Below are 25,922 nucleotides of genomic sequence, written 5' to 3' on the forward strand. Positions count from 1 at the left end.
TTCTCCGGCTCAACTCTTGCGAATCCTGCGGCCCTCCGGTGCCGCCGCGCATTCCTCGACGCGTGCCGCATCGAGGAAGGTTCCCCATGGACCGCACGGCTCGCAAGAACAACGGCTCGTCCCACTCCCGTGGCAACGGCTTCCGGCCCCGAAAGTCGGGCGGCGGTGGCACCGCTTCCCGCCCGGCGGGCGGGTCCCGCGGTGGGCGCCGTCCCGCCCCCAGCCAGGAGTTCGCACCGCCGGCCACCGTCACCCCGGCGCTGCCGGCCGTCGAGGCGTTCGACGACCTCGACCTGCCCGAGCGGCTGCTGGCCGCGCTGCGCGCCGAGGGCCTGACCGCGCCGTTCCCGATCCAGGCGGCGACGCTGCCCAACTCGCTGGCCGGGCGGGACGTCCTGGGCCGCGGGCGCACCGGCTCGGGCAAGACGCTCGCCTTCGGGCTCGCGCTGCTGGCCCGTGTCGACGGACAGCGGGCCGAGGCCCGGCAGCCCCTGGGCCTCGTCCTCGTGCCCACCCGCGAGCTGGCCCAGCAGGTCACCGACGCCCTCGCTCCCTTCGCCCGCGCGCTGCGGCTGCGGCTCGCCACGGTGGTCGGCGGCATGCCGATCGGCCGGCAGGCGAACGCGCTGCGCACCGGTGCCGAGGTCGTCGTCGCCACTCCCGGCCGGCTCAAGGACCTCATAGACCGAGGCGACTGCCGCCTGGACCACGTCGGCATCACGGTTCTCGACGAGGCCGACCAGATGACCGACATGGGCTTCATGCCGCAGGTCACCGCCCTGCTCGACCAGGTGCGCCCCGGCGGGCAGCGGATGCTGTTCTCGGCCACCCTGGACCGCAACGTCGACCGGCTGGTCCGCACCTACCTGCACGACCCCGTGGTGCACTCCGTCGACCCGTCCGCGGGCGCGGTCACCACGATGGAGCACCACCTGCTGCACGTGGAGGACGACGACAAGCACGCCACCACGACCCGGATCGCCGCCCGCGACGGACGCGTGATCATGTTCCTGGACACCAAGCACGCCGCCGACCGGCTGGCCAAGAAGCTGCTGGCGGTCGGCGTGCGCGCCATGGCCCTGCACGGCGGGAAGTCCCAGTCCCAGCGGAACAGGACCCTGGCCCGCTTCAAGGACGGCAACGTCACGGTCCTGGTGGCCACCAACGTCGCCGCCCGCGGCATCCACGTCGACAACCTCGACCTCGTCGTCAACGTGGACCCGCCCGGCGACCACAAGGACTACCTGCACCGCGGCGGCCGTACCGCCCGCGCCGGCGAGTCCGGCACCGTCGTCACCCTGGTCCTGCCCCACCAGCGGCGCGAGATGACCCGGCTGATGGCCGACGCCGGCATCACCCCGCAGATCACCCGGGTCCGCTCGGGCGAGGCCGACCTGAACCGCATCACCGGGGCGCAGGAGCCCTCGGGCGTGCCCGTCGTCCTCACCCCGCCGGCCGCCGAGCAGCCCCCCGCGCGCACGGGCTCCTCCCCGAACGCCCGGCGGGGCAGGCCGCCCCGGGGCCGTCGCCGCTGAACCGGTTCCCGAGAGGCGCTACGTGTTCGGTTACAGCCGCAGCACCGTGCCCTCCCCGTTCGACGACAGGAGCAGGGAGCCGTCCGGGGCCGCGGCGAGGCCGTCGAAACGAGGGGCCAGGCCCGGGCCGCCGTGGGCGAACAGCGCCGGGTCGGGGCGGCGCCCGACGCCCGGGGGAAGACCGACCGGCAGGTCGTCGGCTTCGACGCGGCGCTCGCCCGTGGTCAGGGACACCGACCACAGCCTGCGGTGCTCGACGTCCACGGTGAACAGGGCCTCGCCGTGCCTACAGCATCGGGGTGGCCATGGCGGACTCTGGCAGTCGGCGAGCAGGCCGGGGCAAGAGGGAACGCCCTGAGCGGGTCTCCTTCAGGAGGCTCCTCAGCGTGTGCCTCTTCTCCTACGCCGTTTCCTGGTCCGTACAGGCAGGGCAGTGGTGGTCGACCTCGCTCCTGCTCGTGGCACTCACCGTCATGATCGCCGTTGCCTGAAGCGGCCCGTGCGCTCACCCGCCGGGGCGGCGTCCTCGTCCGCGGCCGCCGGGGCGCCCGCCCGCTGCGTCATCGCCCCCGCCCCGGCGCCGCCGTACTCGCCCGCCGCACCAACCGCGTGGGCACCAGCGTCGTCCCGTGCTCGGCCCCGTCCTCCCGCATCTTGCTGAGCACCCCCTCCACGCACAGCCGTCCCACCTCGGCGAAATCCTGGTGGATCGTGGTGAGGGGCGGAAGGAAGGACGCGGACTCGGGGATGTCGTCGAAGCCGACGACGCTGACGTCGCCGGGGACGCTACGGCCGCGTTCGTGCAGGGCGCGGAGCAGGCCCAGGGCCATCTGGTCGTTGGCCGCGAACACCGCCGTGCAGTCCGGGTCGTCGGCCAGCCGGAGGCCCGCCCGGTAGCCGGATTCGGCCGACCAGTCGCCGCGGACCGGGGGCGGCGGGGTGCGGCCCGCCTCGGTGAGGGTGGTGCGCCAGGCGTTGGCGCGGCGCTGGGCGGCGAAGGAGCCCTCCGGGCCGGCCAGGTGCCACACCGTGTCGTGCCCGAGGTCCAGGAGGTGCCGTACTGCGTCCCGGGCACCGCCCGCCTGGTCGGTGTCGACGACCGTGTAGCGGTCGCCGGCGTCGGAATCGGCGACCACGACCTGCACGCCGGGCGGGAGGGAGACCGTCGCCGCGTCGAGCAGGTGGATCTCCATGATGACGATGACGGCGTCCACGGCGAGCTCACCCAGCCGGGAGAAGGCGCCGTTCACCTCGTCCTGGGTCGGGACGGCCACCGGCAGCAGGGTGACGGCGTAACCGTGCTCGGCGGCGGAGTTGGCGATGGCCTCCAGGGTGCGGATGTTGCCCATGGTGGAGAGGGAGAATGTGATCACGCCGAGGGTGCGGAACTCGCCCCGGCGCAGCGCCCGGGCTGCGCTGTTGGGGCGGTAGCCCAGCTCCCGCATGGCGGCCAGGACCTGCGCGCGGGTGTCCTCGGTGACGCCCGGGAAGCCGTTCGAGACCCGGGAGACCGTCTGGGACGAGACCCCGGCGAGCTGCGCGACGTCCGCCATGGACGCGCCCTGGCGGGGCCGGGCCGCACGCCTTCTCGTACGGCTCGTGCCCCCCGGCGCGCTCTCGCCGTCCACTGTGCCCACCTGCCCTCGTTTCCCCACCGCGCCACCGGCGCGGGTTTTGGTCCGGAACGACTCCTTGACCCCTGAGATTCGGACAGTGTAGACATCCCGCCAGTGGATGTTTACGTAAACATTGCCTAGTCGGAATCGTACGAGAAGGCGTCAGATCCGCACCAGTCGCACCACGTAGGCCCCGATCTCTGCGTCCGCCGGGACGCGCGGCACGCAGAAGAGCTGGAGTACTCGAGATGGCACACCGCACCCGTAAGAGAAGGCTCCTCGGGGCCATCGGCGTCACCTTGGCGACCGGAACCGTCCTGGCCACCGCCACCCTGCCCGCCGCGCACGCCGAGCCGGCCGCTGCCGGGACGGCTGCCGCCGCGGCCGGCGTGACCGTCCGGCCCGACCCCTCCTACTCGGGGGAGAAGTTCGAGGGCTGGGGCACCAGCCTGGTCTGGTTCGCGAACGCCACCGGCGACTACCCGCCCGCGGTCCGCGAGAAGCTCTACAAGCTCCTCTTCGGCGACGAGGGCCTCGCCCTGAACATCGCCCGCTACAACATCGGCGGCGGCAACGCCCCCGACGTCAAGGACTATCTGCGGGCCGGCGGCGCGGTCGAGGGCTGGTGGAAGGCCCCGGCGGGCACCACCCGCGAGGACGTCGACTGGTGGGACGCGGACGACCCCGCCGACTGGAACAAGAACGCGGACAAGACGCAGCGCTGGTGGGTCGACCGCATCAAGAAGGACATCACCCACTGGGAGACCTTCAGCAACTCCCCGCCCTGGTTCATGACCGAGAGCGGCTACGTCTCCGGCAACTTCGACGCCGGCAAGGACCAGCTGAAGACCGGCTCCGTCGACGACTTCGCCAAGTATCTGGTGGGCGCGACCGAGCGGCTGGAGAAGGCGCACGGCATCAAGGTCGACACGCTGGACCCGTTCAACGAGCCGAACACCGACTACTGGGGCACCAAGCTCGGCCCGGACGGCGAGCCGGTCGGCGGCCGCCAGGAGGGCGCCCACATCGGACCCGAGCTCCAGCAGAAGGTGCTCCGCGCGCTGGCCCCGGTCCTGAAGAAGTCCCGGTCGGACGCGGACATATCCGCCATGGACGAGACGAACCCCGGCACCTTCGCGACGAACTGGAACTCCTACCCCCAGGAAGTGCGCGACCTCGTCGACCAGATGAACGTCCACACCTACGGCACCGGCCAGCGCACCACCGTCCGCGACCTGGCCAAGGCCGCCGACAAGCCGCTGTGGATGAGCGAGGTCGAGGGCGACTGGGGCGACGGCCAGAGCTTCACGGACATGCGGCCCGGCCTGGGTCTCGCCCAGCGCATGGTGGACGACCTGCGTGAACTGGAGCCCAAGGCCTGGGTGTTCTGGCAGCCCGTCGAGGACTACGACAACATGAAGCCGGGCGGGGAGTCCGCCAAGGGCGGCAACTGGGGCGAGATCCAGCTCCCGTTCAGCTGCACCTCGAAGGACACCCTGAAGTCCTGCCCGATCTACACCAACACCAAGTTCGACACGGCCCGCAACTTCACGCACTTCATCAAGCCCGGCGACCGCCTGATCAAGACGGACGACACGTCCAGCACGGCGGCCGTCTCCCGCAAGGGCGACGCGGCGACGGTCGTCCACGTCAACAGCGCCACCGAGGCGCGCGAGGTCACGCTCGACCTGTCGAAGTTCGGCCGGGTCTCCTCCCGGGCCACGGTCACCCCGGTGGTGACCAGCGCCGACGGCAAGCTGGAGAAGCAGAAGCCCGTCCGTGTCACCGGCAAGCAGGCCACGCTCGGCGTGCCCGCCCAGTCGGTGACGTCCTTCCTCGTCAAGGGCGTCTCGGGGGTCGCGAAGGACGCGGCCGAACTGCGCAAGGGGCACACCTACCGCCTGACCGGCGTCCAGAGCGGCAAGGACCTCACCATCGCCGGCAACGGCACGGGCCTGGTCATCAGGACCCCGGACGCGGCCGACCCGAGCGGCCGGCAGTGGCGGGTGGAGCAGATCCGCGGCGAGGACAACCGCAAGCGCTACGTCCTCACCGAGACCGGCGCGGACAAGCGCCTGGCCATCCGTGACGGTGCCCTGGTCGCCGAACCCGACGAGGGGCGCCGCGACGAGGCCGCGCAGTGGATCGCGTCCACGACCGGCGACGGCACGTGGACGCTCGTGAACGCGGCGACCGGCCAGCTCCCGGACGTCGGAGGCCAGTCCACGAACGACGGCGCCTCGGTGGGCGTCTGGCAGCCGAACTCCGGGTCCAACCAGCGCTGGAAGGTCACGGAGGTGGCGGCCGACTAGCGCTTTCGCGTCCCGCCCGGCTTCTCCCCGGCGCCCCCGCCCGCCATCGGATGTCGATGGCGGGCGGGGGCGCCGTCCTGGCTTTCCGCCGTCACCTTCAGCGGGTCGGCGGGGTGAACTCCGGCTGGTCCAGCACCCGCAGCCAGCTCCCGTCCGGCTGCCTCCGGACCACCTGTGCCCGGGCCCCCGCGCCGTCCTTCGGCGGGGTGGAGGTGAGGGCGATGTCGCCGTGGATCAGGGTCGGCAGGGGCTCTTCGGGTTCAAAGCGGGGGCGGTCGGCCAGGACCTTTTCCCAGAGGGTGCGGATCGCTTCCCGGCCCACCGTGCGCTCACCGGGCGGGTAGGCCAGGACCGCGTCCTGCGCGTAGAGCGCGGCGACTCCGGCCGCGTCACCGGCGTTGGATCGTTCGACGAACAGGCGGGTGATGTCCTCGGGGCGCATGGCCTTCTCGTACTCCGGCACGGGGTCTCCTGACGTCGGGGTTCCTCGGTGCCTCCCAGCCTCGTCCGGCGGCCATCAGAAGTCCAACAGATGGATGTGATGGGAACTAGAATTCCCAGTCATGGAATTGAGGCAGCTGGAGTACTTCGTCGCGGTCGCCGAGGAGCGGAACTTCACCCGGGCCGCCGAGCGGGTGCACATCAGCCAGTCCGGAGTCAGCGCCCAGATCCGCCAGTTGGAGCGGGAGCTCGGGGCCGAGCTCTTCGACCGGTCGGCGCGCACCGCGACGCTCACCGCCGCGGGCCGGGCGGCGCTCGACCACGCCCGTGCGACGCTCGCCGCGGCCGGGGCGGTCGGGCAGGCCGTGGGTGAGGTGACCGGCCTGATCCGGGGCAGGCTCGTGATCGGGATGGTCATCGGCTGCACCCTCACGCCCCTGTTCGAGGCCCTCGCCGCGTTCCACCGGGCCCATCCGGGGGTGGAGATCTCCCTGCTGGAGGACAACTCCGACCGGCTCGTCGAGGCGGTGCGCCTCGGCACGGTCGACGTGGCCCTCGTCGGGACGGCCGCCGCCCCCCAGGGACTGGAGATGCTGACGATCATCAGCGAGCGACTCGTCGTCGTGGTTCCGGAGGACCACCCCCTCGCGTCCCGGCGGCGGGTCGCGCTGCGGGACGTCATCGCCCATCCGATCGTGTGCATGCCTCCGGGCACCGGCCTGCGCACCGTCTTCGACGGTGCCTGCGCCGCGCGGGATCTGCGGCCCGGGATCGCGCTGCAGGCCAGTGCCGCGGACGCCGTCGCGGACCTGGCGGCCCGCGGGCTCGGTGTCGCCGTCCTCAGCGAGTCGATGGCCGCGGGCCGTGGCGGCCGGGTCGCCGTCCGCGTCATCGACGACGTCGACACACCGGCGCTGCTCGCCCTGGTCTGGCGGAGCGGGCAGAGTCCCGCGGTGCGGGAGCTGCTCGCGCGGTGCGGGCGGGCGTTCGGCGGACCCGGCAGGCCCGCGTAGCGGTCAGCGTCGTCCGATGACCTCCGCGACGCGGATGAAGCCGTCCTGCCCGTGACCCAGCCCGATGGTGCGGCGGGCCATGCCCTCGGCCGCGCGCATGACCCCGGCGTCGATGCCGTGCGACTCGGAGACGTGGACGATGTGGGACATGGACGACACGGCCGAGGTGAGCGGGTTGCCCTCGCCGGAGTAGGTGCCGGCGTCGGCGTCCGCGGCGGTCCCCGCGAACAGCGGCGGGAGGATCGCGCCGATGCCCTGGGCGAAGGGCGCCAGTTCGGTCGCGGTGACGCCCTCGGCCCGGGCCACCGCCAGGGCGTGCGCGTAGCCCGACATCGCCGTCCAGAAGATGTCGAGGAGGGCGATGTCGTAGGCCGCGGCCCGGCCCGCGTCCTCGCCGAGGTGCGTATGCGTGCCGCCCAACGCCTGCCGTACCGGGGCGAGTTCGTGGTAGAGGTCGTCGGGTCCGCTGTACAGGAAGACCGCGTCGGGGGTGCCGATGGTGGTCGTCGGGGTCATGATCGCACCGTCCAGATAGCGGACGCCGTGCGCGGTGGCCCAGCCGGCGGTGTCGCGGGCCCGGGCCGGGGTGTCGGCGGTCAGGTTCACGACCGTACGGCCCTTGAGGGCGGCCGCGACCTCCTCCTGGCGCAGCACGGCGTCGGCGGCGTCGTAGTTCACCACGCAGACGACGGTCACCTCGCTCGCCGCCACCGCTTCGGCCGCCGATGCCGCGCCCGCCGCACCGCGGTCGAGGAGTTCCCGGTCCCGGCCCGGGGTGCGGTTCCAGACGGTGGTGCGCAGGCCCGCGTCGACGAACGCACCGGCCAGGGCACGGCCCATCGGCCCGAGACCGAGGACGGTGACCGTGGCGGACGGGTGATCGGCGGACGGCCGGCCGGAATGCGCCGGGGCCAGGGAAGCGCTGTGCGAGGACACTGTGAACTCCTTTAATATGCACGACAATTGACAGCGAAAGGGGCGGATATGACGCGTCGGCGCCAGGATTCGGACGTCTGCGGAGTGACTGCCGCGATCGCCGTGGTCGACGGCAAGTGGAAGACGGCCCTGCTCTGGCTGCTGGAGTCGGGCCCGCACCGCCCGGCGGAACTGCGGCGGCGGCTGCCGGGCCTCTCCGAGAAGGTGCTGACCGAGGCCCTGCGGGAGATGGCCGCGGACGGGCTGGTGCACCGGGAGGTGTACGACGTGCTGCCGCCGAAGACGGTCTACTCCCTGACCGCGTTCGGCCGTGAACTCGCCGAGGCACTGGCGCCGTTGTCCGACTGGGGCCACCGTCGCCTGGAGAGGCTGGCCGAGGCCGCCCGGCCGGCCTCCTGAGGCGGGTGCCACCTCCGTCCCTTCCCCGTCCTGTGCCTCACCGGCCGCCCACCACCAGGTTCGCCCGGTGCCGGCGCCCCGCCAAGTCCCCACAAAAAAGTGGGTGTTCCGGTCGGCTCCGGGGCGGCCCGCCCGGCCTCGTCCGCGCGTCCCGGACCAGGTCGGTTAGCGTGGCCCGGTAATCAGGCTGTTGCAATGGGAGAAAGGACGCCCCCATGGCCGGGCTCTACCCCGCCGGCATCGAGCCCCACGCGCACGGCATGCTCGACGTCGGCGACGGCAACCGCGTGTACTGGGAGACCTGCGGGAATCCCGCGGGCAAGCCCGCCCTCGTGCTGCACGGCGGGCCCGGATCGGGGGCGGGGCCGTTCTGGCGGCGGCTGTTCGACCCGGCGGCGTACCGCGTCGTACTCCTCGACCAGCGCGGGTGCGGGCGGAGCACACCCGACGCCGCCGACCCGGGGACCTCCCTCGCCGCCAACACCACACCCCGTCTGATCGCCGACATCGAGCGGGTGCGGCAGCACCTCGGCATCGAGAAGTGGCTGGTCCTCGGCGGCTCCTGGGGCGTGACCCTCGCCCTGGCCTACGCCGAGCGGCACCCCGCGTGCGTGTCCGAGCTGGTCCTCTTCAGCGTCACCAGCACCACGCGCCGCGAGGTGGAGTGGGTCACCCGGGACATGGGGCGGATCTTCCCCGAGGAGTGGGCCCGGTTCCGGGACGCCGTGCCGGAGGCGGAGCGCGACGGGAGTCTCGTGGACGCCTACGCCCGGATGCTCGCCGACCCCGATCCGGCCGTACGGGAGCGGGCCGCGCGGGAGTGGTGCCGGTGGGAGGACGTGCACGTCTCCACCCGGCCGGGGCACCAGCCGGACGCCCGCTACGACGACCCGCGCTTCCGGATGCGCTTCGCCCGGCTCGTCACGCACTACTGGCGGCACGCCGCCTTCCTGGAGGACGGGGCGCTGCTGCGCGACGCCGGGAAGCTGGCCGGCATCCCGGGCGTGATGGTCCACGGCCGGATGGACATCAGCGGACCTCCGGACATCGCGTGGCGGCTGGCCCGGGTGTGGCCGGACGCGGAACTCGTCCTGATCGGCGACGAGGGGCACGGGCTGTCGGGGGATGCCACGACGGAGGCGGTGCTGGCGGCGACGGACCGGTTCCGGCCGGCCCGCAGCTCATAAACGGTCCGCACCCCGAAAGACGGGCCGAGCCGGTGCGGACGCCCGTGCCGGATCGAGCCGCTCACCGGCCCCCGGCCGCCCGCTTCGCACCACACGTCGCCAGACTGCACCACCGCCGCCGCCCGCTGTCGTCGAGGAACAGCCAGCCGCAGTCCCGGCTGGGACAGCCGCGGACGGTGAAACGCCTCGGATCGGCGAGCAGTTCGCCCGCGCTGCGGGCCACCGAGCAGACGGGCAGGCGCAGACCGGCGGAGGGCGACGGCTGCCAGCGTCCGAGACCGTCCTCGCCACGCGTGAACACCGAGAGCCGCGCGGCGTCCTCCACCGCCGCGGCCACCGCCTTGAACGCCCGTCCGTCCTGCGGATCGGTCAGGCAGGCGTACAGGCCCGTACGCAGCCGCCGGGCCTCCTCGAGGACGGCGGCGGCCTCGGCCGGCTGCCGCAGGGCCTGTTCGCGCAGCCGGGTGACCTGCCGCTCCTCGACCAGGTCGAGGTGACCGGCCCACACGGCGAGCGTGGCGTAGCCGCGCAGCCAGTCCGACCCGGGCAGCCGCTCCCCGCCCCACCCGGCGTAGGTGTTGCAGAACTCCAGCGCGGGGTGTCCGCTCGTACTCCACGGCAGCCACTGGTCGCCGACCCGGACCGCGTAGACGGGCCCGGGCGGCCGGTCCAGCCGGGGATCGCCGAGCAGGATGCGTTCGTGGAGCGTGCGCAGCTCGCGGCCGGGCTCGGTGCCGAGTTCGTCCGCCAGCAGGTCCCGGGTACGGCCGTACAACCGGAGCGCGTCGGCCTGGCGGCCCACCCGGTACAGGGCGGTCATCTGGGCGCCGACCAGCCGTTCCCGGCTCGGGTGCTCCACCAGCAGAGGCGTCAGGTCCGCCACGACACCGTCGTGCAGACCCAGGGCGAGCTGGGCCTCCGCTCGCCGCTCCACGGCGGACAGGCGCAGTTCGCCCAGTCTGCCGCCGAGGCGTGTGCGCAACCGGTCGTCGGCGACGTCGGCGAGCAGCGGGCCGTGCCACAGCCCGAGGGCCTGGTCGTACAGGCGGATCCGCTCCGCCGGGTCACCGGCATCGGCCGCCTGCCCGACGAGCCCGACGAACTCCTGGACGTCGATCCCATGAGGGCCCTGCTCCACGGCGTAACCGTCGTGCCGGGTCTCGACGGACACCCCGTGCGGTCTGAGCGCGGCGCGCAGGCGGCCGACGTAGGTGTGGACGGTGGCGCGGGCGGAGGCGGGCGGTTCGCCGTCCCACAGCAGGTCGATGAGGCGGTCGGTCGGGACGGCGCGGCCCGCGTGCAGCAGCAGGACCGCCAGCAGGCACCGCTCCTGGCGGCGGCTGCCCACCGGCACCTGCCGTCCCTCGTGGCGGGCGGCGAACGGACCGAGCAGTTGGAACTCCATGGCTGTCGAGCAGCCTAACGGGACGTCCATGGTCAGGCTTTGGTCAGAGACCGGGGAGAGACTGGCGCACGCCGCTTCCTTCACACCTCTGCCCAGGGAGAACCATGCGCCGAACCACCTTCGCCACGCTGGCACTTGCCGCCGTGCTCCTCGGGACGCAGCCCGCGTCCGCGGAGACGGCGACGGAGACGGCGAAGGGCTGGGAACCGGCGCCGTCCGCGCCGTGGGACGTCGGCGCCGGCGTGCGGTGCGACTTCCCCGTCCACGGCGAGCCCGTCGTCGACAAGGTGGTGCGCCGCGTGCTGAGCACCCACCCCGACGGCTCCGTGCGGCGGGTTGCCTACAAGGGAGACCTGGTCGTACGCGTCACCAACACCGGGACCGGCGCCTCCTACGACGCCGACGCGAGCGGCTCGGCGGTCGTCGAGCACCGGCCCGACGGCTCCCAGCACTGGGCCGTGCACGGGCCGGTGCTCGTCGGGGTCGGCCAGGACCAGGGCAGTCTGCCGCGCGGCCTGTACCTCGTCGACGGTGTCTACACGATGGAGATCAGCCCCACCGGATACAAGTCCGTACGGCTCCTGCACGGGACGACGGACGCCCTGTGTGACCGCATCGACTGAACGGGCCTGCCCTCCCGGACAACCGTCAGGGCTCAGTGCGCCTCGTAGCTGCTTTGAAAGTGGACGGAACCACAACTACCGCCGCGTGTCGCAGAGATCGCGTGGAAGTAGGTCCACAGGGTCGATCTCCTGCCCCTCCCCCTCCCATTGAGCTAGAAACTTCAACGACCCAGCCACGCCACAGGGTGCTCGCTGCGGTTCCCACCCCTTGACCCACCTTGCGCAGGCCCGTAGAACTGCACGAAGAAACCGGTTACTACCACTTACTGCCCATCACTGGGGAAGGTCCCACCATGAGAGCTTGGGGAGAACGGGAACAGCCCGCCGCGGGCAGAACGGCCGGCCACCCGGCGCCCGCGTCCCGCCGGGTCGTGCTCAAGAGCGCGGCCGTCACCGCCGGGCTGGCCGCGGCCGGGATCGCCACGACCGGCCCGGCCCGCGCCGCGGACGACCGGACGGGCCGCCCGGAGAGCGTCACCGCCCGCATGGGCGGAACCTCCATCACCCTGTCCCTGGTGGACAACGCGCTCCGCTGGTCCGCCCGCCGCGACGCCCGGACGGTGATCGGCACCTCGGCTCTGGGCCTCAGGCTCGGCGACGGCACCGTCCTCGGCCGTGACGTCCAGCTGATCCGCGGGCGGCACCGCACCCGCCGCACCACCTGGACGCCGGTCTACGGCCGCAACGCGACGGTCACCGACCACTACCAGGAACAGCGCTGGGACCTCAGGGACACGGCCACCGGCATCCGGTTCGGCGTGCACACCCGCGCCTACAAGACCGGCGTCGCCCTGCGCTACGTCTTCCACGGCCAGGGCACCGCCACCATCGCCGATGAGCTGACGACGTTCGTCTTCCCCGACGGCACCACCGTCTACAGCGCCCGCGACGAGAACGCCTACGAGCCGGTGGCGCCGGGTGCCATACCCGTCACCGGCACCTCCGGCACGGACAACGGCCCCCTGACCGACCTGCCGCTGACCGCCACCCTCCCGGGCGGCCTCATCGCCTGCGTCTGTGAGTCGTCGCGGGTGGACTACCCGCGCCTGATGCTCGGTTCGGTGCCCGGCGAGCCGAACGCCCTCTCCACGTTCCTCATGGAGCACACCGCCCGCGGCACCGGCCCGGTGGAGACGACCACGACCGTCACCACGCCCTTCGTCACCCCGTGGCGGGCCGTGGTCATCGGCGCCGGCCACGCCGAACTCGTCGACAACGCCGAGCTGGTCCTCAACCTGGCCCCGCCGAACACCCTGGCAGACACCTCCTGGATCAAGCCCGGCAAGGTCTTCCGCTGCGAACTCACCACCGCCGCCGGCCTCCAGGGCGTCGACTTCGCCGTGGCCCGGGGCCTTCAGTACATCGAGTACGACGCCGGCTGGTACGGCCCGGAGTTCAGCACGCCGGACGCGACCGAGCCGATCGCCGCGATCGACCTGCCGTCGGTCATCTCGTACGCCACGAGCAAGGGCATCGGACTCTTCCTCTACGTCAACCGGCTGGCGCTGACCGAGTCGGACTCTCTCTTCGCCCTCTACAAGAGCTGGGGCGTGCAGGGCATCAAGCTCGGCTTCATCAACGACGGCACCCGGTCGATGACCGACCAGATCATCGACTGGGCGAAGGTGGCCGCCAAGTACGAGCTGCTGATCGACATGCACGACGACGTCCGGCCCTTCGGGTACGAGCGGACGTACCCGAACTGGATCAGCTTGGAGGGCGTGCGCGGCAACGAGCAGTTCCCGACCGCCACGCACAACGTGACACTGCCGTTCACGCGGAACATCGGCGGCCCGATGGACTACACGATCTGCTACGGCCAGTCCCGCGACAGGACGACCAACGCCCACCAGATGGCGATGGCGGCGGTGTACTACCAGCCCCTCAACTTCCTCTTCTGGTACGACAAACCGTCCAAGTACAACAACCCGGCCAACTGGCCCGGCCTGCCCTGGTTCGACGCCGTCCCGGTCACGTGGGACGAGAGCCGCACCCTGGCCGGCTCGATCGGCGAGTACGTCGCGGTCGCCCGGCGCAACGGCTCCGCCTGGTACCTGGGCGCGATGACGAACGAGACGCCCAGGACCCTGTCGCTGCCGCTGTCCTTCCTCGGCGGCGGCACGTACACGGCGACGGTCTACGCCGACGGCACTCCGGGCGCGCACCCGTACCAGACCCCGGTCGTCGTCGGCACCCGGACCGTCACCAGCGGCGACGCCCTCGATGTGGCGATGGCCCCGGCGGGCGGTCAGGCGGTCGTCCTGAAGCCGAGCTGAGCACGCAGGGCGGGGGGTTGTCCCCAGGGTCCGGGTCCACCGACCGGTGGACGGCAGGTTCAACCGAGTGCCTCTGTCCGGCAACCGCCCAGGTCAGCCACGCTTTTGGGCATGAATTCATTGTCTGTGCGCGTGGCGCGCTGGAGTGCCCGGCACCCCTGGCGGGCGATCGTCGGCTGGCTGGTGTTCGTGGCGCTGTGTCTGGGCGCCGGCAGTGCCGTCGGCACGAACAGTGCGAAGACGGCGGACTACCGGGTCGGTGAGGCCGGCCGTGCCGAGGCCCTCGCGGCCGAGGCGCATCTGGAGCGCAGGGCCGCCGAACAGGTGCTGATCTCCTCCCGTTCGGGCGGTGCTCTCGACCGGGGCGCCGCCAGGGAAGCGGCCGAGGAGCTCGGCGACCGGATGCGGGCACTGCCCGAGGTCGCGGGCGTGGCCGCGCCGTCGCTCTCCGGGGACCGGCGGATCCTCATGGTCGAGGTGACGCTGAAGGGCGAGGAGCGGGACGCGAAGGACAAGGTCGACGCGCTGGTGGCGCAGACCTCGGCGGTGCAGAAGAAGCACCCGGCCCTGCTGCTGGAGGAGACCGGAAGTCCCTCCATCAGCAAGGGAGTCGACCAGCAGCGCAGTGACGACCTGGCGCTGTCCGAGGCGATCACGTTTCCCGTCACCCTGGTCACGCTGCTGATCGTGTTCGGGTCGGTGACCATGGCCGGGATCCCGTTGCTGCTGGCGCTGTCGTCGATCGCGGCGGCGGTCGGTCTTTCGATGGTCGTCTCGCACGTGTCGCCCGACGCCGGGGTCGGCACCAACGTCATCCTGATGATCGGCCTCGCGGTCGGCGTCGACTACACACTCTTCTACCTCAAGCGCGAGCGGGAGGAACGGGCCCGCTCGGGCGGCCGGCTCTCCTCCGAGGCACTGGTGGAGCTGGCCGCGGCCACCTCGGGCCGGGCGGTCGTGGTCTCCGGGCTGGCGGTGGTCGCCTCGACGGCGACGCTGTACCTGGCGTCCGACGTGATCTTCTCCTCCCTCGCGACCGGCACGATCGTGGTCGTGCTGGTCGCGGTGGCCAGTTCGCTGACCGCGCTGCCCGCGCTGCTCGTCAAGCTGGGACAGCGGGCGGAGCGCCGGGCACGGCGGCGGCCGGCGCGGCGGGTACGGGACCGGAGCGGTGACAGCCGGGTGTGGAGCGCTCTGCTGAGGCCCGCCGCCCGGCATCCCCTCGCCACCCTGTGCGTGTCGGTCCTCGCGCTGCTCGCCCTCGTCACCCCGCTCGCCGGCCTGAAGATCACCGAGATGAGCCGGGACACGCACTCCCGGGACATCCCCGCGATGCGGGTGTACGACCGGCTCAACGAGGCGTTCCCCGAGCAGCGGGTGACCCACCAGGTCGTCGTCCGGGCCGGCGCCTCCCGGTCGGCGGAGGTCGGTGCCGCCCTGCGGGAGGCGGCCGGGCGGGCGGAGGCCGACCCGCTGTTCACCGGGGCGTCCCGGATCCGGACCTCGTCCGACGACCGCACCCACACCCTCGAACTGAAGGTGCCGTACCTCGGCAACTCCGACCAGGCCCACGACTCCCTCGACCGCCTCCGGGACGGCATCCTGCCCGCGACCGTGGGCCGGATCGCCGGAGCCGAGTACGGAGTGTCCGGGGACGTCGCCCGCTACGCCGACTATCCCGCCCATCAGAACGGCAAACTGCCCCTGGTGCTCGGCGCGTTGCTGCTGGTGACGTTCGCGATGACCGTGTACGCCTTCCGTTCGGTGGTGCTCGGGCTGCTCGGCGTCGCCCTGAACCTGCTGTCCGCCGCGGCGGCGCTCGGACTGCTGGTCCTCGTCTTCCAGGGCACCTGGGCGGAAGGCCTGCTGGACTTCGCCTCCACCGGGTCGATCGGCTCGCGCGTGCCGCTGTTCCTCTTCGTGATCCTCTTCGGGTTGTCGATGGACTACCAGGTGTTCGTGGTGAGCCGGATCCGGGAGGCGGCTCTCGCGGGCGTGCCCACGCGGCAGGCCGTGCTGGACGGGATCCGTTCCTCGGCGAGCGTGGTGACCAGCGCGGCGGTCGTGATGACGACCGTGTTCGCCAGTTTCGTCTTCCTGCACATCATCGAGATGAAGCAGATCGGCTTCGTCCTGGCGGCGGCCGTGCTGATCGACGCGTTCGTGGTCCGGGTCATGGTGCTGCCGGCGGCGATGCTGCTGCTGGGCGAGGCGAGCTGGTGGCCCTCCCGCCCGGGGCCCCGCGCCACCGCCACTGCGGAGAAAAGGCCGTCCTCCCGTCCGGCGGTCGACGTACGTTGATCGGTATGACCGCTCTCGCCGGGTCCACCGCCGACGCCTTCTGGGCCACGTCACTGCGCCGCTGGAACGCGGTGTGCTGGCTGCTGTTCGCCGTGATGGCCGTCGGGCTGGTCGCCATGGACCGGCCCGGCGCCGGCAAGTACGCGGCGCTCGCCCTGCTGGGCGGGATGGTGCTCTGTTACGCGGTCCTGGACCGCTTCCCGTCCAACCCCGTCGTACGGCCGCACGTCTACTTGTCGGTGCTGGTGGTCGCGCTGGGCGGACTGGCGTATCTGCGGGGCAACTACGCTGCACTGTTCATGGTGACGCTGCCGCACTACTGGATGTTCGGGCGGACGCCACGGGCCTCGATGGCGTTCCTGGGGCTCGCCACGGCCGCGACACTCGCCGGGAACGTGCTGCGGCAGGACGGGTGGACGGTGGAGTTCTTCACCGAGGTGCTCGTGTCGACGCTGATCGTCGTCGCCGTGGGGGTGCTGATCGGGCTGTGGGCGCACTCGGTGGTCGCGCAGAGCGCCGAGCGGGCCGGGCTGATCTCCGAACTGGAGCAGGCCCAGGCCGAGTTGTCCGAGGCGCACAAGCGGCAGGGCGCGGCGGACGAGCGGGAACGGATGGCGCGGGAGATCCACGACACCCTCGCCCAGGGCTTCGCCTCGATCATCGTGCTGGCCGAGGCGGCCCGGGCGGGGCTCGGCTCCGAACCGGGCCGCAGCGCCCAGCAGTTGCGGTCGATCGAGTCCACGGCGCGGGAGAACCTGGCCGAGGCCCGGGAACTGGTGGGCTCACCGCAGCGCCCCGGGCAGGCGGCCGCCGGTTCGGTGGCCCGGACACTGCGCCGGACCCTGGACCGTTTCGCCGAGGACACCGGTCTGACCGTCGACGCCGAGCTGGAGGACCTGGAGTGCGACCAGCAGACCCGGATCGCGCTGCTGCGCTGCACCCAGGAGTCCCTGGCCAACGTACGCAAACACGCCCGCGCCTCCACGGTCGGTGTGGTCCTGGCCCGGGGGCCGTACGGGGCGGAGCTCGAAATCACCGACGACGGGGCCGGGTTCGTGGTGGAGGAGTCGTCGGGTTTTGGTCTGGACGGGATGCGCAAACGGCTGGCGGAGCTGGGCGGGAGACTGACGGTGACGAGTTCGGTGGGTGACGGCACGCGCGTGCTGGCGCTGATACCCCTGGGGGCGGCGGCATGACCGGAGGACCGCTGCGCATCATCGTCGTGGACGACCACACCGTCATGCGGGCCGGAGTGGTGGCCCTCCTGGCCTCCGGGACGGGCATCGAGATCGTCGGCGAGGCGGGCGACGGCCGCGCGGCCCTCGGCCTCGTCGAACGCCACGAACCCGATGTCGCCCTGGTCGACCTGCGCATGCCCGTCCTGGACGGAGTGGCCACGACCTCCGAGATCGTGGCGCGCTTCCCCCGCACCCGGGTGCTGATCCTCACGACGTACGACACGGACGCGGAGATCGAACGCGCGGTGGAGGCCGGGGCGATCGGCTACCTCCTCAAGGACACCACCCGCGAGCAGCTGGCCGACGCGATCCACGCGGCGGCGCGCGGGGAGACGGTGCTGGCGCCCCGGGTGGCCGAGCGGCTCGTGGCCCGGATGCGCCAGCCCGCCCAGGTCCCCCTGACGGCCCGCGAGGCGGACGTCCTCAACGCGGTCGCCGACGGCCTCACCAACGCCGAGATCGGCCGCCGGCTCGTCATCGCCGAGGCCACGGTGAAGACGCATCTGCTCCGCCTGTTCGCCAAGCTCGACGTCAACGACCGCACGAGGGCGGTGGTGGTGGCGATGGAGCGGGGGCTGTTGCGCAGGCCGTAGCCCGTCACGACCCGATGTCCACCCCGCGCGCCGGGGCCGCAGTCCCGTCGTTTCGTCGGAGCCCTCGTGCGGCTTTGCCATCTCTTTACAACCCGCGGGGCCGCCGCCTCGTCTCTCCGCACGATCTGTCACCCAGCCCGACCGTCGGGCGGACCGACGAAGGAGTGCGATTCCATGCGCCGAACTGTCCTCAGTGCCCTGGCCCTCGCGGGCACCGCCGTACTGATGGGCACGGGGCCCGCGTTCGCGGACGGGGCGGCGACCCCGAGCCCGGTCCCGGCGTCCGCCGCGCCCACCGCCCAGCCGGAGGAGAGCGCCGAGCCGACCCGGACCCCGGAGCCCACCCGGGCCGCGCCCAGTGCGGAGCCGACCCGGGCGCCCGCCGACGACCAGGTCTCCGTCGTGCCGAGCGGCGCGCCCGACACCGGTGTGACGGCGTCCTCGGCGTCCGGGACCGACGGCACGGCGATCGGCGCGGGCGCCGCCGCGGTGCTCGCCCTGGGCGGCGGCACGGTGTTCGTCGTACGCCGCCGCCGGGCGACCGGGGCATGAGCCCGTTCTCCAGGCGCGCGTTCACGGCCGGGGCGCTGGCGTCCCTGCTGACGGCGTGCGGGGGCCGGGAAGCCACCGCACCGCCGCCGAAGACTCCGCCCCGGCCGGTTCCGGTCAAGGGGGCTCGCCCCCTGGGCCGTTCGGTCCCGGTCCGGCTGCTGATCCCGGCGATCGGCGTCGACACCCCGGTCATCCGGCTGGGCCTGGCGGCCGACGGCACGGTGCGGGTGCCGCCGGTCACGGCCCACGACCGGGCGGGCTGGTACCGGCACTCGCCGACGCCCGGCCAGACCGGCCCGGCGGTGCTCCTCGGCCACGTCACGGTCGGCCCGTACGGCGACGGCGTCTTCCGTCACCTCGCCCGGCTGCACCGGGGCGACCGGATCGTGGCGCGCCTGGAGAACGGCACGGCGGCGGAGTTCGCCGTCACCTCCGTACGCACGATCCCGAAAACCGACTTCCCCGCGGACGACGTCTACGGGAACGTGAACCGCCCGGAGCTGCGGCTGATCACGTGCGGCGGAGCGCGGACCGGCGACGGTTACGCGGACAACGTGATCGTGTTCGCGGCGCTGAGCGGTGCCGGGTCCCCCACCCCTGGAGAGCGTTGAAACGGTCCCGCGAGAAGGCAGCGTCCGAGCTGTTCGCCGCCCTCTACCCGCGCCTCGCCGGCTGGTGCCGCCGGCTCGTCGACGACGACGGCACGGCCCACGAGATCGCCTCGGAGGCGTTCACCCGGCTCTGGGCCCGCTGGACGTCCGTGGAGGAGCCGCGCGGGTTCCTCTACGTCACCGCGGCCAACCTGGTCCGGGACCACTGGCGCAAGCTGGAACGCGAGCGCCGGGCCATGCACCGCGTCACCTCGGAAGCCGCCGTACGGCCCCACCCCGAACAGGCCGACCCGTCGGTGCGGCTGCTCGTGCAGTCGCTGCCGGAACGACTCCGCGTCCCGATCCTCCTCCACTACTACGCTGACATGCCGATCCGGGAGGTGTCCGCACTGACCGGGCGCAAGGAAGGAACCGTCAAGGCCGACCTGCACGCGGCCCGGGAACTGCTCCGCGTCCACCTGAGGAGAAGCCTTGACCACACGCCTTGACGGCGACCCGGGCGACCCGGAGTCCGCCTCCGACGACCCGCTCGCCGTGATCCTGCGCCCCCCCTCCCCCGACTACCTGGGCGCGCCCCCCGGCCAGTACGAGACGATCCGCCGCCGGGCCACCCGGCGCCGCCTGCTGCGCACCGCGGCCGGGGCGGGCCTGTGCTGCGTCGCGGCCGTCCTCATCACGCTCCCGCTGCGCCACACGGCACCCGAGCGCCCCACGACTCCGACGATCCCGATGGCCCCGCCGACCCCGCGGACGACGCCGCCCGGCCCCTCCGCTCCCCCCACCCTTACGCCGTCCCCGTCCGAGTCCCGCCCGGGCACCGACGGCCCCCGCCCGTCCAGCCCCCGTACCCGCGTCCCCGGCGAGGAGACCAGCCCGGCGGCGGTGTCCCGCGTCCCGTCGGCCGCACCCACCTCGATACGGCCCGTACCGTCGGCGGCCCGCCCGAGCACGGACCGGCGGGCGGCGGCCGGCAGCCGCTGACCGGCACCGGCGGGACCCGGGTCAGTCACCCGGCCCCCGCCGCCGCATCCGCTCCGCCACCTCGCCGCCCTCGGTCTCCCACCAGGGTCGGACCAGTTCGGCAGATCCCCGAAAAGCGGGGGCCACGGGAGCGAGTTCGCCGTCGAGACGGCGGTCCAGTACGGCCGTCCGGGCCCGCTCGGCGCGCATCCACTGCGCTAGGACCGCCAGCAGGAAGGGGATCGCGACCAGCTCGGCGATGCCCAGCATGGCGCCGCCGCCCACCTGCTGGTCGTGGTGGACGTCGGGGGACCAGGGCGGCGCGTGGTGCAGGTACCAGGCGCCCGCGATCAGGGTGCCGTGCGTCATGACCACCAGCCCCGGGAGCGCGTCGACGACCCCGTCCAGGAAGACCAGGGCCGCCCGGACCGGGTGGGTGCACCAGGCGGGCAGGGCCTGCTCGCGGGTGAGCACCGGCAGGACGAACAGACAGCCGGCCGCCAGCAGATGCAGATACATCAGCTCGTGCAGCCAGCCCACACGCAGGGCGGTGGCGAAGTACGGCGTGAAGTAGACGGTCAGTTCGGTGGCCGGCACCAGGACCGTGCTGACAAGCGGGAACGTCAGCAGCCTGACCAGCCGGCCGGTCAGCACCCGGCGCACCCGGGCCGCGCCGCCCTCCGGCAGCGCCTCCACCGCGAGCCGCAGCGGGTCGCCCAGGGCCAGGCCCAGCGGCGCGAGCAGATCGAGCCCGACGTTCTGCACGGCGGCGGGCCAGAACAGTTCGCGGTCGTAGACGGCCAGGCCGGACATCGTGGCCACGACGATCGCCCCGAGCCCGAGCAGCACGAAGGCGGCGAGCCGGGCGGGCGGCCAGGACCCGCCCCGCCCGCGCACCCGGACGACACCCCAGCCGTAGAGCCCGCCCAGCACGGCGACGAGCAGCAGCGCGGGTACGTCCGGCTGCCACGATCCCAGCAGCCGCACGGCGGTGGGTTCCGGCAGGTACACAGCCGACAGTTCGCTCACCAGCGGACGATAGCGCCGCGAGCCGCGGGGGCCGGCGGCAGGGTGGGCCGGGCGGGCTCCCGGTAGCCTGGCCGTATGGCACTGGCATGCAACGCCCTGCCTCACTGCTTCCTCTGACGCCGCGGTGAGGACGGCGACGTGAGTTGGTCACGTCGCCGTCCTCGGCGTACCCGCCCCCCGCTGCCGGTTCCCGGCAGCCGGCCGGCGGGCGCCGACGCCCCACCGTCCCGCCGTCCGCACGCGACGCCCCCCGCTTCCCGGCGGAGCGCCGCGCTCCGAGGAGCACCATGCCGTCCGACCGACTCCTGTCGTCCGTCCTGACATGCCCCCTGTGCCCAGCCGGCCTCGAACACACCCGTGGCGCCCTGCGCTGCGCAAGCCGGCACACCTTCGACATCGCCCGCCACGGCTACATCAGCCTGCTGACGGGCCACCGGCGCGCCCCGAGCGCCGACTCCCCCGACATGGTCCGCAGCCGTGCCGCGTTCCTCGGCGCCGGGCACTACGACCCGCTCGCCCGCACCCTCGCGGAACTCGCCTCGGAACTGGCACCGTCCGACGCCACCGTCCTGGACGCCGGTGCCGGCACCGGCCACTACCTCGCGGCAGTCCTGGACGCCCTCCCCCGGGCCCTGGGCCTCGGGCTGGACAGCTCCGTGCCCGCCCTGCGCGCGGCGGCCCGCGCGCATGCCCGTGCGGAGGCCGCCGCCTGGGACGTGTGGCAGCCGTGGCCCGTACGCACCGGCTGCGCCGACCTCGTACTCAACGTCTTCGCACCCCGCAACGGGCCCGAGTTCCGCCGTGTCCTCGGCCCGGACGGGGCGCTGCTCGTCGTCACCCCCACCGGTCGGCATCTGCGCGAACTGCGCGCCTCCGCAGGGCTGCTGGCCGTCGACCCGGGCAAGGAGGAACGCCTGCGCCGGACCCTGGCGGCGCACTTCCGGCACGAGCGCACCGAGTCGCTGGAGCACGCCATGAGCCTCACGGCCGAGGAGGTCGCCGCCCTGGTGACCATGAGTCCGGCCGCGCATCACGTCGACACGGCGGAACTGCGCTGCCGGGTAGCGAAGTTGGCGGCACCGGTGCGGGTGACCGCCTCGTTCGTCGCGTCGGTGTACCGGCCCGCTTCCTAACCGGCCTGGGCCGGCCGGTCCGTGTGCCGCGGCTGTGCCGCCGTCAGCGTGTGGACCATGACGGCGGCGGCTCCGGCCGCGGCCACGATCACCAGGTCGGCGACGAGCAGGGGGAGGACTTCGCTGTAGGCACGGGCGATGACCTCGTCGGTGTCGTCGGCGTAGACGATCCCCACGCCGCCGGCCAGACCGGCCAGCCACAGGCCCCACCACCAGTTGACGACGGCGGGCAGCCGCCGATCGGGGAAGACCGAGCGGTGGACGTCCGCGACGACGCCCCGGGGTATCCACAGGTTCACGACGGGCACGATCCAGCCCAGCCAGAGCCAGAGGTAGCCGTAGCGGGGCTCCGCGCCCGAGAGGGCCTTGGCGTTGTCCCGCATCCGGTCCAGCCAGAACAGGAACACGAGGGCGCAGACGGCCGTGATGCCGCCGCCCACGGACGAGACCAGGTGGTAGGAGTCCTCCAGGGCGTTCAGGGGGCGGTGCACGCCGTCGCCCTGGTCGGGCGGGCCGGACGCCGGCTCTCCGGCCGCGGCGAGCCGGACGTGCCAGAGCGCCCGGGCCAGCCAGGCGGCCCCGGCGAGGGCGAGGGCCGCGATGGCGCAGTGGGCCGCTCCCCGGGCGGGGCGCACGGCGGGGGCGGTGAGGGGGGTCTGTTCTTCGTTCACTTGATCATCCTGTCGTACGGAGTTCCGAGGCCCGGCCCTCCTCGTCGAACAGCACCTCCAGGACGTGGTCGACGGCGTCCCGGTCGAGGGCGCCGAACACGTGCGGGAACAGGGTGTCGCCGGCGGCCCCGGGCGGCGGGGCGGGGGCCGCCGCCTCCCACTCCACCCTGGCGGTGAGCCGCGCCTCGTCGAGGGCGAGCACCAAGAGGGGCCGGGGGGCGTCCCGGTAGAAGGCGTTGACGACGGCCAGCGTGGTCGCCTCGTCCGGGGAGCAGTGCACGAAGCCCTCCTCGGCGAGGGAGGCGGGCGCGTACGCCTGGCCGGTGGCGGTGGTCCAGTCGGTGCGCGGTACGACGTGATAGATCATGGCCCCGTTATAGACGGCGACGGGAGTCCCGGGAGCTTCAGGGCGGCGATGGTCCGCCGGGTCGCCTCGGCGATCAGGGCGTCGGAGGGCTCGGTGTCGTAGCCGGGCCGGTCGGTCATGACGGCCAGGACGAGCGGCCCGGTGCGGGGCGGGTGGACGATCGCGATGTCGTTGGCCCGGCCGTAGTTGCCCGTGCCGGTCTTGTCGGCCACCTTCCAGTTTCCGGGGAGCCCGGCCCGGATGCGGCGGGCGCCGACGTCGGTGGCGTTGCGCGAGAGCCAGTCCATGAGGAGCCGGCGTTCGCGTGCGGGCAGGGCGGTGCCGAGGAGAAGCCGGCGGAAGTCGGTGGCGATCGCCTGCGGGGTGGTGGTGTCGGCGGGGTCGTCCGGCGGTACGTCGTGCAGTTCGGGCTCGTAGTGGTCCATGCGGCTCACGGTGTCGCCGAGTCCGCGCAGATAGGCGGTGAGCCGGGCGGGGCCGCCGATGTCGCGCATCAGGAGGTTGCCCGCCGTGCCGTCGCTGTGGCGGACGGCGGCGTCGCAGAGCTCGCGCAGGGTCATCCCGGTGTCCACGTGCTTGCCGGTGACGGGCGCGGTGGAGCGCAGGTCGGCCTCGGTGTAGGTGACGCGGCGGTCCAGGCCGCCCGGGGAACGGTGGTGCAGGACCGCCGCCGCGGCCAGCGCCTTGAACGTCGAGCAGAACGCGAAGCGTTCGCTCGCCCGGTGGACGACCGTGACGCCGGTGCCGGTCGCGACGGCGTAGACGCCGACGCGGGCGCCGTACGCACGCTCGAGGTCCGCCAGCCGGGCGCGGCGGACCGGGGGCCCGCCCGACGGCGCGCCGGTGGGCGTGGGAGTCCGGCTCACACCGCCTGCGGGACGGTCGTCCGTCCCGCAGGCGCCGAGAGGGACCAGGGCCGCGGCAGCCAGGAGAGCACGCCGGGACGGCCCGATCCGGTCAGCGCTCATACGGCGGGCTCCAGCAGTCCGGTCGGCGGTCATACGGCGGGCTCCTTCACGGCGGACACACGCACGGCCCCGGGCGCTCCCGGCGCGGGCATGCGGGGTGCCGCCGTCATGCGGAGTCGCCCGGGGCCGTGGCGAGCAGGCTGTGGACGATCGGTCCGGCGGAGCCGCCGCCGGTGACGCCCTCCTCGACGACGCAGGCCACGGCGACGTTGCCGCGGTGGGCGACGAGCCAGCCGTTGTTGTCCTGGTCGTCGGAGACCTCGGCGGTACCGGTCTTCGCGCCGATCTCGCCGGGCAGATCCGCGAGGATCTTCGCGGTGCCGTCGGTGACGGTGGCGCGCAGCATCGCGCGCAGCTGGGTCACGACCTTCCGCGGGAGCGGGGTGGTGCGGGTCGTGTCCTCGTTGCCGGCGGTGAGCGAGGGCTGGTGGAAGGTGCCGGTCACGGCCGTCGCGGTCACGGACGCCATGATCAGCGGGTTGGCCTGCACCCGGCCCTGCCCGATCATCGAGGCGGCCTTCTCGGTCTCGTCCTTGGGCGCGGGCACCGACCCGTCGTACGTGGGCGCCCCGACGTGCCACTCCTGGCCCACGCCGAAGTAGGTGCGGGCGACCTCCCCCAGCTTCCCGTCGCCGAGCCGGTCGCGCAGGCTGATGAACGCCGTGTTGCAGGACTCGGTGAAGTCCTTGCGGAAGGTGGCCCCCGGGTGCTCGGAGAGCTCCACGTTCTGGAACTTCTTCCCGACCGTGAGGTATTTGGGGCAGTCCACCACGTCGTCCGGGGCGACGGCGTCCTCGATGAGCAGGGCACTGCTGGTGACGATCTTCCACGTGGAGCCGGGGGCGTAGGTGCCGGAGAGCGCGCGGTTGAAGCCGGTGGCCGGGGAGTTCGCCACGGCCAGGATCTCACCGTCGTCGATGCGCAGAGCGACCAGCGCGGCGTTCCTGCCGTCGGCGTGGGAGGCGAGGGCCTTCTCGGCGGCGGACTGCCACTCGGCGTCGAGCGTCGTGCGGACGGGGCCCTTGTCCGCCCGGGTCGTCTTCGCGCCGAAGGCCGCCTCCGTGCGCTCCACCTCGCCGGTGACCCGGTCCACCAGGCGGATCGCGCCGCGTGCTCCGGAGTCCGTGCCGCCGCCCCCGCCGAGCCGGCTCATCAGAGGTGCGAGCGAGGGGAACGCATCACCGGAGAGTCTCGCGCCGTCCCGGTCGGCGACCTCGGGTGGCTTCGTCTCCTCCCGTTCGAGACGGAACTTCTCGGTGTCGCTCAGGCGCGGGTGGACGAGGGTCAGCGTCCAGTCCACCTTCCAGGTGCCGTCGCCCTGCTCGCGCAGCGGCAGCTTCGACTCGTAGGTCCAGGTGCCCAGGCCGGTGACGGGCATCCGCGCGGTGAACGGGACGGTGACCGCGCCGTCCTCGCTCTCGGCGGCGGGCTCAGCCGTGAGCTCGGGCTCGTCGATGTCGAGTCCGGAGGTGAAACTGGCCAGTACCCGCTGTGCCGTGCCGGGGCTGGTCGTGCGGCCCGCCGCGCTCTCGATGCGGCCGGCGGCCCAGTCGGCGAGGAACGCGCGGGCCTGCTTCCCGGCCGCGGGGTCGGGCCCCGAGTCCCGCTCGAAGGGGCCGAGACCGGCCGCGTACGCCCCACCCGCGACGGCGGCCAGCGCCGCCGTCCCGGCGATGACGGCCCGCGTGGTCTTGCGGCGCGGTCCGGGACCGCCGGTGGTGTGGCCGGAGTAGTGGGCATGAGAGTCCATACGCCG

General features: G+C 73.2%; 25 protein-coding genes. 15 read left to right on the forward strand and 10 right to left on the reverse strand.

Features of this window, described 5'->3' with window-relative positions; all coding sequences use genetic code 11:
* Positions 1 to 86 precede the first annotated feature (86 nt).
* Positions 87 to 1,535, forward strand: coding sequence for a DEAD/DEAH box helicase (locus IO24_RS0119550; RefSeq protein ID WP_031137390.1), 1,449 nt, complete (start codon positions 87 to 89; stop codon positions 1,533 to 1,535).
* 30 nt (positions 1,536 to 1,565) lie between these two features.
* Here the strand turns inward: IO24_RS0119550 and IO24_RS0119555 are convergent, their stop codons facing one another.
* Both IO24_RS0119555 and IO24_RS0119565 read right to left on the reverse strand, forming a co-directional pair.
* Positions 1,566 to 1,799 carry a hypothetical protein gene (locus IO24_RS0119555; RefSeq protein ID WP_031137391.1) on the reverse strand — a complete coding sequence of 78 codons (234 nt, stop codon included), beginning with the start codon at positions 1,797 to 1,799 and terminating at the stop codon, positions 1,566 to 1,568.
* A 296-nt stretch (positions 1,800 to 2,095) separates the two neighbouring features.
* On the reverse strand, positions 2,096 to 3,088 hold the full coding sequence (locus IO24_RS0119565) for a LacI family DNA-binding transcriptional regulator (protein ID WP_031137392.1): 993 nt from the start codon (positions 3,086 to 3,088) through the stop codon (positions 2,096 to 2,098).
* A gap of 311 nt (positions 3,089 to 3,399) precedes the next feature.
* Here IO24_RS0119565 and IO24_RS0119570 point away from each other — a divergent pair, with 311 nt between their 5' ends.
* Positions 3,400 to 5,463 carry a glycoside hydrolase gene (locus tag IO24_RS0119570; RefSeq protein WP_031137394.1) on the forward strand — a complete coding sequence of 688 codons (2,064 nt, stop codon included), beginning with the start codon at positions 3,400 to 3,402 and terminating at the stop codon, positions 5,461 to 5,463.
* A gap of 97 nt (positions 5,464 to 5,560) precedes the next feature.
* Here IO24_RS0119570 and IO24_RS0119575 read toward each other — a convergent pair whose 3' ends face one another.
* On the reverse strand, positions 5,561 to 5,926 hold the full coding sequence (locus IO24_RS0119575; protein ID WP_031137395.1) for a YybH family protein: 366 nt from the start codon (positions 5,924 to 5,926) through the stop codon (positions 5,561 to 5,563).
* 100 nt (positions 5,927 to 6,026) lie between these two features.
* Here IO24_RS0119575 and IO24_RS0119580 point away from each other — a divergent pair, with 100 nt between their 5' ends.
* Positions 6,027 to 6,917 carry a LysR family transcriptional regulator gene (locus IO24_RS0119580; RefSeq protein ID WP_031137397.1) on the forward strand — a complete coding sequence of 297 codons (891 nt, stop codon included), beginning with the start codon at positions 6,027 to 6,029 and terminating at the stop codon, positions 6,915 to 6,917.
* Between the two features lie 3 nt (positions 6,918 to 6,920).
* Here the strand turns inward: IO24_RS0119580 and IO24_RS0119585 are convergent, their stop codons facing one another.
* Entirely contained in the window at positions 6,921 to 7,832 is a 912-nt protein-coding gene (locus IO24_RS0119585) for an NAD(P)-dependent oxidoreductase (protein ID WP_031137398.1), read from the reverse strand.
* Positions 7,833 to 7,901: 69 nt separating this feature from the next.
* Between IO24_RS0119585 and IO24_RS0119590 the strand changes: the two genes are divergently transcribed.
* A complete protein-coding gene (locus IO24_RS0119590) occupies positions 7,902 to 8,252 on the forward strand; it encodes a winged helix-turn-helix transcriptional regulator (RefSeq protein ID WP_031137400.1) in 351 nt (116 codons plus the stop codon).
* A 215-nt stretch (positions 8,253 to 8,467) separates the two neighbouring features.
* Positions 8,468 to 9,439, forward strand: coding sequence for a prolyl aminopeptidase (gene pip / locus IO24_RS0119595; protein ID WP_031137401.1), 972 nt, complete (start codon positions 8,468 to 8,470; stop codon positions 9,437 to 9,439).
* 61 nt (positions 9,440 to 9,500) lie between these two features.
* Here the strand turns inward: pip and IO24_RS0119600 are convergent, their stop codons facing one another.
* Entirely contained in the window at positions 9,501 to 10,874 is a 1,374-nt protein-coding gene (locus IO24_RS0119600; protein ID WP_476718212.1) for a BTAD domain-containing putative transcriptional regulator, read from the reverse strand.
* Between the two features lie 74 nt (positions 10,875 to 10,948).
* Here IO24_RS0119600 and IO24_RS0119605 point away from each other — a divergent pair, with 74 nt between their 5' ends.
* The 9 genes from IO24_RS0119605 to IO24_RS0119645 all read left to right on the forward strand — a co-directional run bounded on the left by IO24_RS0119605 (position 10,949) and on the right by IO24_RS0119645 (position 20,019).
* The gene (locus IO24_RS0119605; RefSeq protein WP_031137403.1) at positions 10,949 to 11,467 is read left to right on the forward strand and encodes a hypothetical protein; all 519 of its coding nucleotides are present in this window, start codon (positions 10,949 to 10,951) and stop codon (positions 11,465 to 11,467) included.
* 293 nt (positions 11,468 to 11,760) lie between these two features.
* Positions 11,761 to 13,743 (forward strand): glycoside hydrolase family 97 protein, encoded by a 1,983-nt coding sequence (locus tag IO24_RS0119610; RefSeq protein WP_031137405.1) that lies wholly within the window; start codon positions 11,761 to 11,763, stop codon positions 13,741 to 13,743.
* A gap of 111 nt (positions 13,744 to 13,854) precedes the next feature.
* The gene (locus tag IO24_RS0119615) at positions 13,855 to 16,044 is read left to right on the forward strand and encodes an MMPL family transporter (protein WP_031137406.1); all 2,190 of its coding nucleotides are present in this window, start codon (positions 13,855 to 13,857) and stop codon (positions 16,042 to 16,044) included.
* Between the two features lie 5 nt (positions 16,045 to 16,049).
* Complete coding sequence (locus IO24_RS0119620) at positions 16,050 to 17,240, forward strand: sensor histidine kinase (protein ID WP_199808817.1); 1,191 nt, start codon at positions 16,050 to 16,052, stop codon at positions 17,238 to 17,240.
* Positions 17,237 to 17,875: a response regulator gene (locus IO24_RS0119625; RefSeq protein ID WP_031137409.1), complete on the forward strand. Its 639-nt coding sequence runs from the start codon at positions 17,237 to 17,239 to the stop codon at positions 17,873 to 17,875. The genes IO24_RS0119620 and IO24_RS0119625 overlap by 4 nt, the downstream gene beginning before the upstream one ends.
* A gap of 174 nt (positions 17,876 to 18,049) precedes the next feature.
* Complete coding sequence (locus tag IO24_RS0119630) at positions 18,050 to 18,427, forward strand: hypothetical protein (protein WP_031137410.1); 378 nt, start codon at positions 18,050 to 18,052, stop codon at positions 18,425 to 18,427.
* Positions 18,424 to 19,038, forward strand: coding sequence for a class F sortase (locus IO24_RS0119635; protein WP_031137412.1), 615 nt, complete (start codon positions 18,424 to 18,426; stop codon positions 19,036 to 19,038). The genes IO24_RS0119630 and IO24_RS0119635 overlap by 4 nt, the downstream gene beginning before the upstream one ends.
* Positions 19,035 to 19,526 carry an RNA polymerase sigma factor gene (locus tag IO24_RS0119640; protein ID WP_031113208.1) on the forward strand — a complete coding sequence of 164 codons (492 nt, stop codon included), beginning with the start codon at positions 19,035 to 19,037 and terminating at the stop codon, positions 19,524 to 19,526. The genes IO24_RS0119635 and IO24_RS0119640 overlap by 4 nt, the downstream gene beginning before the upstream one ends.
* Positions 19,510 to 20,019, forward strand: coding sequence for a hypothetical protein (locus tag IO24_RS0119645; protein ID WP_031137413.1), 510 nt, complete (start codon positions 19,510 to 19,512; stop codon positions 20,017 to 20,019). The genes IO24_RS0119640 and IO24_RS0119645 overlap by 17 nt, the downstream gene beginning before the upstream one ends.
* 21 nt (positions 20,020 to 20,040) lie before the next feature.
* Here IO24_RS0119645 and IO24_RS0119650 read toward each other — a convergent pair whose 3' ends face one another.
* Positions 20,041 to 21,027, reverse strand: coding sequence for a cytochrome c oxidase assembly protein (locus tag IO24_RS0119650; protein WP_037668066.1), 987 nt, complete (start codon positions 21,025 to 21,027; stop codon positions 20,041 to 20,043).
* Between the two features lie 287 nt (positions 21,028 to 21,314).
* Here IO24_RS0119650 and IO24_RS0119655 point away from each other — a divergent pair, with 287 nt between their 5' ends.
* Positions 21,315 to 22,160 (forward strand): putative RNA methyltransferase, encoded by an 846-nt coding sequence (locus IO24_RS0119655; RefSeq protein WP_031137416.1) that lies wholly within the window; start codon positions 21,315 to 21,317, stop codon positions 22,158 to 22,160.
* On the opposite strand, the gene IO24_RS0119660 is transcribed toward IO24_RS0119655, so the two are convergent.
* The 4 genes from IO24_RS0119660 to IO24_RS0119675 form a co-directional block, all read right to left on the reverse strand.
* The gene (locus tag IO24_RS0119660) at positions 22,157 to 22,831 is read right to left on the reverse strand and encodes a DUF4328 domain-containing protein (RefSeq protein ID WP_031137418.1); all 675 of its coding nucleotides are present in this window, start codon (positions 22,829 to 22,831) and stop codon (positions 22,157 to 22,159) included. The two genes, IO24_RS0119655 and IO24_RS0119660, sit on opposite strands and share 4 nt — an antisense overlap.
* A gap of 4 nt (positions 22,832 to 22,835) precedes the next feature.
* The gene (locus IO24_RS0119665) at positions 22,836 to 23,198 is read right to left on the reverse strand and encodes a DUF952 domain-containing protein (RefSeq protein WP_031137419.1); all 363 of its coding nucleotides are present in this window, start codon (positions 23,196 to 23,198) and stop codon (positions 22,836 to 22,838) included.
* On the reverse strand, positions 23,195 to 24,166 hold the full coding sequence (gene bla / locus IO24_RS0119670) for a class A beta-lactamase (RefSeq protein ID WP_045296007.1): 972 nt from the start codon (positions 24,164 to 24,166) through the stop codon (positions 23,195 to 23,197). The genes IO24_RS0119665 and bla overlap by 4 nt, the downstream gene beginning before the upstream one ends.
* A 106-nt stretch (positions 24,167 to 24,272) precedes the next feature.
* The gene (locus tag IO24_RS0119675; protein WP_031137422.1) at positions 24,273 to 25,916 is read right to left on the reverse strand and encodes a penicillin-binding transpeptidase domain-containing protein; all 1,644 of its coding nucleotides are present in this window, start codon (positions 25,914 to 25,916) and stop codon (positions 24,273 to 24,275) included.
* Positions 25,917 to 25,922 lie beyond the last annotated feature (6 nt).

It is taken from the genome of Streptomyces flavovariabilis (genome assembly GCF_000725785.1).
In the GTDB taxonomy this organism is placed as follows: domain Bacteria; phylum Actinomycetota; class Actinomycetes; order Streptomycetales; family Streptomycetaceae; genus Streptomyces; species Streptomyces hawaiiensis.